The 10,135-nt window shown below is 60.3% G+C and carries 8 protein-coding genes; 1 reads left to right on the top strand and 7 read right to left on the bottom strand.

Annotated elements, in window-relative coordinates; genetic code table 11:
• Positions 1 to 37: 37 nt before the first annotated feature.
• The 3 genes from K3728_04210 to K3728_04200 form a co-directional block, all read right to left on the bottom strand.
• Positions 38 to 811, bottom strand: coding sequence for a SapC family protein (locus K3728_04210; protein UWQ96448.1), 774 nt, complete (start codon positions 809 to 811; stop codon positions 38 to 40).
• Positions 812 to 856: 45 nt separating this feature from the next.
• Positions 857 to 2,227, bottom strand: coding sequence for a TolC family protein (locus K3728_04205; GenBank protein ID UWQ96447.1), 1,371 nt, complete (start codon positions 2,225 to 2,227; stop codon positions 857 to 859).
• 375 nt (positions 2,228 to 2,602) lie between these two features.
• Positions 2,603 to 4,933 carry an adenosylcobalamin-dependent ribonucleoside-diphosphate reductase gene (locus tag K3728_04200; protein UWQ96446.1) on the bottom strand — a complete coding sequence of 777 codons (2,331 nt, stop codon included), beginning with the start codon at positions 4,931 to 4,933 and terminating at the stop codon, positions 2,603 to 2,605.
• 233 nt (positions 4,934 to 5,166) lie between these two features.
• On the opposite strand from K3728_04200, the gene K3728_04195 reads away from it, so the two are divergent.
• A complete protein-coding gene (locus K3728_04195; protein UWQ96445.1) occupies positions 5,167 to 5,598 on the top strand; it encodes a DUF1489 domain-containing protein in 432 nt (143 codons plus the stop codon).
• A 59-nt stretch (positions 5,599 to 5,657) separates the two neighbouring features.
• On the opposite strand, the gene K3728_04190 is transcribed toward K3728_04195, so the two are convergent.
• The 4 genes from K3728_04190 to hisS all read right to left on the bottom strand — a co-directional run bounded on the left by K3728_04190 (position 5,658) and on the right by hisS (position 10,112).
• The gene (locus K3728_04190) at positions 5,658 to 6,650 is read right to left on the bottom strand and encodes a porin (GenBank protein UWQ96444.1); all 993 of its coding nucleotides are present in this window, start codon (positions 6,648 to 6,650) and stop codon (positions 5,658 to 5,660) included.
• Between the two features lie 194 nt (positions 6,651 to 6,844).
• A complete protein-coding gene (gene hisG / locus K3728_04185) occupies positions 6,845 to 7,543 on the bottom strand; it encodes an ATP phosphoribosyltransferase (protein UWQ96443.1) in 699 nt (232 codons plus the stop codon).
• Positions 7,540 to 8,637, bottom strand: coding sequence for an ATP phosphoribosyltransferase regulatory subunit (locus tag K3728_04180; protein UWQ96442.1), 1,098 nt, complete (start codon positions 8,635 to 8,637; stop codon positions 7,540 to 7,542). Before K3728_04180 ends, hisG begins: the two co-directional genes overlap by 4 nt.
• Positions 8,634 to 10,112: a histidine--tRNA ligase gene (hisS, locus tag K3728_04175; GenBank protein ID UWQ96441.1), complete on the bottom strand. Its 1,479-nt coding sequence runs from the start codon at positions 10,110 to 10,112 to the stop codon at positions 8,634 to 8,636. The genes K3728_04180 and hisS overlap by 4 nt, the downstream gene beginning before the upstream one ends.
• Between the last annotated feature and the right edge of the window lie 23 nt (positions 10,113 to 10,135).

Genomic DNA, 10,135 nt, shown 5'->3' with positions numbered 1-10,135 from the left:
GGCCCTAATTGCCCGTTGCGCCGGTGGTATGAGCGCCCTAGTGGACGCCCGCTGGTTCTGCCGCATCGCCGGGAAGGCCCATGCTCTCCACCAGTGACGCGGATTTGGTGACAATCGCCTCAACCTGCTGCATCGACAGAAGGTGCATCTGGATCATCTCCAGATCGCCGGTGCGGAACATCGAAACGATTTGCTCGTCGCTGATTGCCCGGAATTTCTCGGCCGAGACGCGCAGGAAGCCCGTGACACCGCCGCGGGTGCCATCGGATAGCGTGAAGTCCACCCGCGCCTCCTCCAGCAAATCGGCGGCTTCCAGGCGATCGCAGAATGCTTGGGTGCGGTTGAAGGTGGATTGGTATTCTTCGGCAAACCGCAGAACGGTGCGCAGGTAGGATGTTTCCTGACCCTCAGTGTCGAACATCCGCTCGCCCTTGCCCTCATTGTTGAGGCCCTCAAAGCCTTCATCAATGCACAGGGTCATCTGGTCACTGCCGTCTTGCACCGCGAAGACGAAAGGATATCGGCGGAAGAACGCAGGCACATAGGCACCGGTCCAGCCGTTGTCCTCATCCACAAAACCGTTGCGGTCCTGCTGCGTGCCCAACAGCGCAAGGCTGACCAAACCCGTTTCGGTCTTGGCGAAAACGATCGGTGCTTCTGAGCAGATCCGCGAGAATTCAACGTCCACGATGGGAACGGAGTTCACCTCTTTCGCGAATGCAAAGGAGGTGATTTGCCGGATCGACATGTCGCGGTGTGTTTCACGGTTCACTGGAACGACGTTGTCGTAGATCATCAATTGCTTGGTCATTTGGTTCCTAAAATACTCTTACGTTCATGGCTCCGAGCGGCAAGTTTAGCTGCCGCTGAAGTCTTGTGATAATGTGTCCACATCAAGGGCGCCGAACAGGGCAAGCAACTGCGCCTGCAATTGCACCACCCGAAGCCGTGCGATCTGACCTTGAAGGGAAAGTGTGTCACGACGAAGACGGGCCTCAAGGGCAGCTTCCGGCCCAATACGGCCAGCGTTCTCTTGCTCAATCGCGGCGCTCAAGCGGCGGCCTGCGGCCGCTTGTTCGGCACTGATCGCGTTCACGGCACGCAGGCTGGATTCCAATGCGCTGGTCAGCCCCTCGTAGCGACGCTGGCTCAGGTCGATAATCTGCTCGACCCGCAGGTTCGCAATCTCAACCCGTGCTTCCGCTTCGCGGACACGGCTGCGGCGGGTGCCGCCTTCGTAAATCGACCAGTTAAGATCAACGCCCAACTCGGTGGATTGCACGTTGGAGCCACCGCCAAACAACGACCCTTCGGTTTCTTCGCTCTCAAATTCCAAGGTCACGTTCGCCGTGGGTCGGAAAGAGGCCCGCACAACCTCTAGCTGGCGCTCAGACACCGCGACTTCGGCGCGGGCCACCTGAATTGCCGGAGACAACTCTAACAACCGCTCGGCGCTGAAAGTGCCCACAAGGTTGTTGTAAGTCGGAATGCCCACAGCCGCGCCCGCATAGGCGACGCCTGTCACATCGGGGCCGGTGAAACGGTAAAGGTCAAACAGGGCGTTCGTCAGGTCCAGGTCCCGCTCGGACTGCACAACGCGTGCTTCCAGCACATCGCCCTGGGCGCGGAACAATTGATCTACTTCGATCCGACCAGCATCCACTTGCAGGCCGATGTCACGCTCTAGCTGCGTACGCGCGCGGATCAGGATGCGGGCCTGCTCTACCCCGATCTGGGCGCGGGCCACATCAAGGTAGGAATTGATCAGCATGCCCGAAAGATCGTTGCGGGCGACCGCGGCCTGGGCAGAAACCAACTCAGCCTCGGCCTGCGCCACGGGAAGGGCGCGGAAACGCACCGCATCATAGAGCGGCTGACGCACCGAGAAGGTCACCCGCGTGGTTGGATATTCGGACGTGCCTTCCTGAAAGGTGCCGTTGTCCTGGCTGATAATCTCTTGGCTGGTATTGATGTATTGGATGCGCAGACCGACCCGAGGGCGGCGTTCGCCGCGCGCTTGCTGGACAAGCTCTGCTGCGACATCAAGCTCTAGATCGAGAATTTGATATTGAACCTCACGGTCCAACATCCGCTGGTAGGCTTCCGTCAAGGACAGGGTTTGAGCCTGCCCCTGCCCGGCCCCGAAAGCGGCAAGACTTACAACAATCGCCGCCGCGCCAGCACTGCGAGCAAAATTTCTCGCCATTCCCTTGACTAAATACAACATTAAGACATCCCCAGAGCGTTTCAATATGGTTCACATGGAGGCTGCCCTCGGGTCAAGTAAATTAAGGAGATTGGCGGGGTTATCTGGTGATTTTCATACAAACTGTGCGGAAAAAGTTAACGACGCTTGCAGATTAAGGGGGGAAGCCGCGAAAGGGGGCCTTACTGCTCGGTGAGATTGAAATTGTGAAATTCAAAAGTCCCCCCCTGAAAAACAGGTGGGCAAACGACGCAAGTCCCCGCGCCCATTCTACAGCCGACAGACCAAGGGCCGGGACGGGCCGCCCGTGGTCGCGTCGCGCGTAGGTTTCTTTTTTACAGTAACTTAGCACCGGGTGCAGGCCCACGCCCAAAAACGGCATTCAGCACTTACAGGTTAGCCACACTTAGAGAACCCACAGGATGCGCAGGTAAGGCACCCTTCCATCATCCGCAGGTCAAACTGCCCACAAGAGGGGCACGCAGGACCGGGGCGATGGTTGAGGTTGACGACATCGGCTTGGGGGTCGGATTTCAGGCCCATGCCTTCGCCTGCCAGAAAGCCCGTGGCGATCATATGTTTCTCGATCACGCCACCGATGGCCGCGAGGATGGAGGGGACGTATTTGCCCTGCATCCAAGCCCCACCACGCGGATCGAAGACAGCCTTGAGTTCTTCCACCACGAAGGACACATCGCCGCCACGCCGGAACACGGCGGAAATCATGCGGGTCAGCGCCACCGTCCAGGCAAAATGCTCCATATTCTTGGAGTTGATAAAAACCTCGAACGGGCGTCGGTGACCGTTCAGAATAATGTCGTTGATCGTGATGTAGATGGCATGTTCGCTGTCGGGCCATTTGACCTTGTAGGTATTGCCTTCCAGCTCATTCGGGCGGTGAAGGGGTTCGGACATATAGACGACTTCGCCTTCTGGGGCCGTTGCGGGGGGCTCTGCCCCCGGCGCTGAGGCGCCCCCCCCGGAGGTGTTTTCACCAAGATGAAGAGGAGCCGTGGCTTCATCCGGCGAGGATGTTTCCGAGGCGGTGAGGACGGAGCCCGTCACATCGTTCGGACGGTAGGTCGTGCAGCCTTTGCAGCCGGTAGCGTAGGCTTCGGCGTAGACATCCTTGAAGGCCTCGAAGCTGATATCGGCGGGGACGTTGATGGTTTTGGAGATGGAGCTGTCGATCCAAGGCTGCGCGGCGGCCTGCATACGGACGTGGTCCAGAGGCGCGAGGGTTTGCGCGTTCACGAAGTAGTCGGGCAGCGGGGTGTCGCCGTGAAGCTCTCGCCACTTGGCGACGGCGAAATCGACGACTTCTTCTTCGGTCCGAGAGCCGTCCACTTGCAGCACTTTGCGGGTGTAGGCGTTGGCGAAGATCGGCTCGATCCCGGATGAGACATTGCCCGCAAACAGGCTGATCGTGCCGGTGGGCGCGATAGAGGTCAGCAGAGCATTGCGAAGGCCGTGCTGCGCGATCAGCGCTTGGACATCGGCATCAAGGCGGCGGATCATCGGGGCTTTGGCGTATTCCTCTGCATCAAACAGGGGAAACGCGCCTTTTTCTGCGGCCAGTTCAGCCGAGGCCCGGTAGGAGGCGTTGGCGATCAGGGCCATCCATTCACCGGTCTTGGCGGCGGCTTCCTCGGACCCGTAGCGCAGGCCACACATGGCCAAAGCGTCGGCCAGCCCGGTCACGCCCAAGCCGATGCGCCGCTTGGCGGCGGCCTCGGCGGCCTGAGCCTCCAGCGGGAAGCGAGAGGCATCGACTACGTTATCCATCATGCGGATCGCGGTGGCGGTCAGGTCGGCCAGCTTGTCGGCGTTCAACGTGCCGTCGGCAAAGGGGTTTTCCACCAGCTGAGCAAGGTTCACGGACCCCAGAAGGCAAGCGCCATAGGGCGGCAAGGGTTGTTCGCCACAGGGGTTGGTGGCGCAGATCGTCTCGGCGTAGTTGAGGTTATTTTCGGCGTTGATCCGGTCGATGAAAATCACACCGGGTTCGGCGTAATCATAGGTGGCACGCATGATCTTGTTCCACAGATCACGGGCCTGAATGGTGGTGTAGACGCGCCCGTCAAAGACCAGATCCCAAGAGCCATCGGCTTTGACGGCCTCCATAAACGGATCGGTCGCCAGCACCGACATGTTGAACATGCGCAGGCGGGCGGGGTCTTGTTTGGCGGCGATGAAATCCTCGATATCGGGATGATCGCAGCGCATCGTGGCCATCATCGCGCCCCGGCGCGACCCGGCAGACATGATCGTGCGGCACATGGCATCCCAGACATCCATGAAGCTGAGCGGCCCACTGGCATCCGCTGCCACACCAGACACGGCAGCGCCCTTGGGCCGGATGGTCGAGAAATCGTAGCCGATCCCCCCGCCCTGCTGCATCGTCAGCGCGGCTTCTTTCAGCATGTCGAAAATACCGCCCATGCTATCGGGCACGGTGCCCATCACGAAGCAGTTGAACAAGGTCACGCTACGGCCTGTGCCCGCGCCTGCTACGATGCGGCCTGCGGGCAAGTATTTGAAGTCCTCCAGCGCGGTGTAGAACTTATCTTCCCACTGCTGTTTGTCGTCTTCGACATCGGCCAGCGCCCGGGCGATGCGGCGCCACGTATCTTCGACGCTGGTGTCCAGGGGCGTGCCATCCGCCTCTTTGAGACGGTATTTCATGTCCCAGATTTGTTCGGCGATGGGGGCGGAAAAACGGCTCACGGGGGGCAATCCTTGATCGAAGAATGTGTGGAGGCTCAGGTCAAGGGTTATGCCATAGAAGTGCGGCACAGACTAGTCGTCGCGGCCCGGTTGCGGCGTCACGTCAGGGCAAGGACGTGGGGTTTTCTGGCTAAGACTGCGCGGACATTAAGAAAATCGCGACGGCGGCTAGGGGCTTGTCCCTATGGTGTGTCGTGCTACGTTCCCGGACACATCATCTTGGGGGATGGGCCGTGACGGCAACGACACACATGCTGAAGCTTTGCGTGGGGGCAACCTGCGTTGAAGACTTGCTGGAATGGCAGGAAAGCGCACGGGCAAAAGGCCCCGATGGCTTGCCACGCCACGTGACCCGCATGTGGCCGAAACGTGCCGATGAGGTGCTGAACGGCGGCTCGCTGTATTGGGTATTCAAGGGCGCAATCCTGTGTCGCCAGCCCATTGTGCGATTTGATCCGGTGGATCGCGGCGACGGCATTAACCGCTGCGGTATCGTTTTGGACCCGACGGTGACACGCGTGGCCGCAACGCCGAAGCGGGCCTTTCAAGGCTGGCGCTATTTGAAGCCCGAGGACGCCCCCCGCGACCTCCGCGCCGGGGCAAAACAGCAAGAGGCACTGCCGCCACAGTTGGAAAGCGCCTTGGCTGAGATTGGCGTGCTGTAGCACGACAAAGGGCCGAGCATCTTGCGACGCCCGGCCCCTTCGATTTCTAGACCATCAAATCAGAACGAGTTGATGACCGACGACAAGGCAGAGCGGTAATCGCCGCGGGCCGTGCGTGTGTTGGAGTTCAACGGCGTGGACGAACCGTTGTTGCCGATCGGGATCGTCAGGCCCAAGGCGAAACGATCAACTGTTGGCTCGATCCCGCCGAACAGAGCGCCGCCGTCAATCACGGTGTGGGAATATTCTGCGCTCAGGATCAGTGGCATGGATGCAGCCGCCGACAGGTCGTAAGAGGCGCCGAGTGTCAGACCAGTGGCGAGAACGTCGTCAATGGGCCCAAGCTCGGACAGGCCGATGTTGGTCCGGCCAACGGCACCGTAGACCATGAACTCATCATTAATCGCGTAATCAGCACCGATCGAGAACGTCGTAACGGGCAAAGAGAACCCGCCGCTGCCGTCGATATCTGTGCGCAGAACGGCTGCGTAGACATCCAGCTGAGGCGAAATCTCGTAGGCGCCAGAGACACCGTAATCAGTCACGTCCACTCCCAACCCAACGGGGATCAGGGAACCCGGTTCAATATCCGAGACACCGTAGAAGGCTTCCACATGGCCCTGGCCGAAGTCATAGCCACCGAAGATACCGTATTGCGAGGTGTCGATCCCCACTGTGATCGGGCCGAGAAGGGCAAGATCAAGGTCGCCCATACGGTAATAGGCACCAACATAGCCGCCGTTCCCGAAGTTATAGACCGGCTCAACCGACAGGCTAAGCAGGTCGATGTTGGCGCTAAGCGGCGTCCCGCCCACTTCCAGATCACCCGAAGAAAAGCCGAAACCTAACCCGAGCGAGAACTGTTCGCTGAAGGTCAAATCGCCCTCAAAATCGAGGGAAGCACCGTTCAAAGTAAGGTCCGTTCCCGGAATGCCGCTGATCGTATTGAAGTTGTAGCCCAACGTGGCGGCACCATCGAATTGGATGCCTTGAGCGTGGGACATGGACGGGAGCGCGGCCAGCACCCCCAAAAAAATGGCAGGTCTGATCATTGTGTATTTCCTTCAATCAAAAGTTTGGTCTGCGAATAAAATGTCGTTTCCGGCTAAAAATGCCGAAGGTCTGCTCGAATGCGCTTAAGATACGTTAACGAAGGGTTAACTGGCAACTGGAGGGAAACCAGCACCTTCCAAGATGCTGATTTGAAAATGCTTGTGACCCGAATGTCACAACGGCGAGAAATGGCTTACTTGCTTGGGGCTACGCTCAGCAAATCCATTACAGCAGCTAGGCTGTCCCGCTCTGACACGCCCCATGTCGCGGTACGAGACCGGAACAAAGTGGCTTCAGAGCGGTGGATCATCCCGTCTTGCAAAATCGCCAAGTGATTGGCCCGCAAGGTTTCTCCGGTCGAGGTGATATCGGCGATCGCTTCGGCCGTGCCGTGGGCTACGGTGCCCTCGGTCGCGCCTTGGCTGTCAATCAACCGGTAATCCGCCACGCCCTTCTCGCGCAAAAAATCCCGCACGAGACGGTGATACTTCGTGGCTATCCGCAGACGATGGCCGTGCACAGCGCGAAAATCCGCCGCGACCGAATCGAGGTCATCCAGGCTGGTCACGTCCACCCACCACGCAGGAACGGCGATAATCAGGTCCGCGTGGCCGAATCCCATCGTCTCGATTACCTCAACCGCTTGATCCCAAGCGGGGATGCGTTCCTGCACCAGATCGCTGCCGGTGACGCCCAAATGAATGCGTCCCGCTGCCAGTTCGCGGGGGATCTCGCCCGCCGCCAAAAGCCGCAACTCAACCGGTAGACCTGCAATTTCGGCCCCGTAATCGCGGTCCGAACCTGTGCGCCGCATTTCGATCCCACGGGCAGAAAACCAGTGGAATGTCTTCTCCATCAACCGCCCCTTCGAGGGCACGCCGAGCGTAATCATTGCGCGGCCTCCTTCGCAGCGAGGACCAGTTCGGGCCGGATAACGCCCCCCACCGCAGGGATTTCACGGCCGCCTCCCAGCATCCGGGTCAGCGCATCATACCGCCCGCCCGTCGCCAATGGCGGGTGGCCGGGTGTGGCCGAAAGGATGCCAAAAACGAAGCCGTCGTAGTACTCCATCTGTGTGCGCCCGTAGGATGCCTCGAACGGCAGCGTTTCAACGGCAATTCCTGCATCCGATAGCGCCGTGACACGGGCTTCGAACCGGTCCACGGCGCCTTGCAGACCGGGCAAATCCACAGCGAAGTTCGACAAGATGCCCGCAGCCTCGGCCAAGGGGACTTTCAGGGCCAATAGCTCGGACAGAACCTCGGCTTGGGTGGCGTCGATCAGGGGCGAGTCAGCCTCGGCTTCCAGCAGCTTGAGGCGCGCGGTCATTTCATCGGTGGTACGCAAGCCGATCGGGGGACCCGCCTTGGCGATCATCGAGGCAAGCCCTTCATCGCGGGCGGCCGCAAGATAGGCATCGCGCCCCTTCGGTGCCGGTGCTGCCCCGGTGAACCGATCCAGCAGCGCGCGGAAACGCCGAGGCCGCCAGACATGACGGCGCAGAGCTGTTTTGCGGGCCTCGGTCGTGGTCAGCGCTTCAATCGCGGCCAAAAGCACGCCAATGTCGCCCGTGACGGCGCGGGTTGGGATGTCTTCCAGAGCCTTGCAGAACAGCGCGAAAACCTCGGCGTCGGCCTCAAGCGGCGCATCGCGGTCGAAGACCTCGTAGCCCACTTGCAGGTATTCGGAAGGCATCCCCGCGCCGACGCTTTGCATTCGGAAGACCTCTCCCAAATACGTATAGCGGGCGGGTTCTGCGCCGCCGGACATATGCATTTCCACCACAGGCACGGTGAAGTCGGGGCGCAGCATCAGCTCGCCCCGGTCCGGGTCATGGGTGGTGAAGGCGCGGGCGCGGATATCTTCGCCATAGAGATCCAGCAACGTGTCGGCACTGACAAGCATCGGCGCGTCCACCGGGACGGCCGCACTGAAAGTTGCCTGAAGCGCTTCCGCCTCGGCTCGGATGGCTGCTTTTGAGGTCACTGGTGCCGCGCTATGATTGCTTGGACCTCAGCGATAAGGTCAGTGACAGGCACTTCTGTTTGGGCGGGTTGCGACTTCCATTCTTCCAGCGTCGCGTCTTGGGCCAGCTTAGCGCCAAGCACCAAATCCTTGAGCTGCACCACACCCCGCGCGGCTTCGTCCGAGCCTTGGATAACCGCCACCGGAGAGCGGCGCTTGTCCGCGTATTTCAACTGGTTGCCGAAGTTCTTCGGATTGCCGAGGTAGACCTCTGCCCGAATACCCGCGTTGCGCAGGGTCGAGGCCATGGCCTGATACTCCGCCATCCGGTCGCGGTCCATCACGGTCACGATCACGGGGCCCGCGTCTTCGCCCTTGATCTTGCCCGTGGCCCGCAGCGCAGCCAGCAGGCGATCGACCCCGATGGAGACACCCGTGGCAGGAACCTCCTGCCCGGTGAAGCGCTTGACCAGATCGTCATAGCGCCCGCCCCCGGCAACAGAGCCGAACTGGACCGTCTGGCCCTTTTCGTTCTGCACATCGAAGGTCAGCTCTGCTTCATAGACCGGGCCCGTGTAATAGCCGAGGCCACGCACGACAGAAGGGTCGATGATGATGCGGTCGGGGCCGTAGCCTTGGGCGGCGAGCAGCGTTTCGATCTGCGTCAGCTCGGCAACGCCGGCCTCGCCAATGGAAGAGCCTGCAACCAGTTTACTGAGGTTCGCCACAGTAGCAGCATTGTCGGCGGCCGTGGCAGCCATGAACCCCATAATCACTTCAGCCTGCTCTTCGTTCAGCCCCGCACCCTTGGTGAAATCACCGCTGTCATCTTTGCGGCCCTCGCCCAACAGATCCCGAACACCCTGCTCGCCCAAACGATCCAATTTATCAATCGCGCGCAGGACAATCCCGCGCTCAGCCTCTTTGTCGTCACCCGACAGGCCCGCAACTTCCATAACGCCATTCAGCACCTTGCGGTTGTTCACCCGCACCACGTAGTCGCCGCGCTCAATCCCTACGGCCTCTAGGCAGTCCGACAGCATCGCGCAAATCTCGGCGTCAGCAGCAACGGAACCCGCGCCGACAGTATCGGCATCACATTGGTAGAACTGCCGGAAGCGGCCGGGGCCGGGCTTCTCGTTCCGCCAGACGGGACCTTGGGTATAGCGCCGATAGGGAGAGGGCAGATCGTTACGGAATTGCGCCGCGACACGGGCCAAGGGCGCGGTCATATCATAGCGGAGCGCCAGCCACTTGTCGTCCTCTTCAAAGGCGAAGACGCCCTCATTGGGGCGGTCCACATCGGGGAGGAATTTACCAAGGGCCTCAACCGTTTCCACAGCGCTCGTTTCCAGCGGATCGAAGCCGTAGCGATGGTAGACCTCGGCGATCTTACGGAGCATCACTTGCCGCTCTACCACCTCCGCGCCAAAGTAGTCGCGGAAGCCTTTTGGCGTTTCGGCCTTGGGACGGGGCTGTTTTTTCTGCTTGGCCATGGGCTGAGGTGCCTTCAATTCAT

The sequence above is a fragment of the Rhodobacteraceae bacterium M385 genome (assembly GCA_025141835.1).
In the GTDB taxonomy this organism is placed as follows: Bacteria; Pseudomonadota; Alphaproteobacteria; order Rhodobacterales; family Rhodobacteraceae; genus Gymnodinialimonas.
Note: the sequence above shows the minus strand (reverse complement) of the source record. Positions and strands in the feature narration are given on the sequence as shown.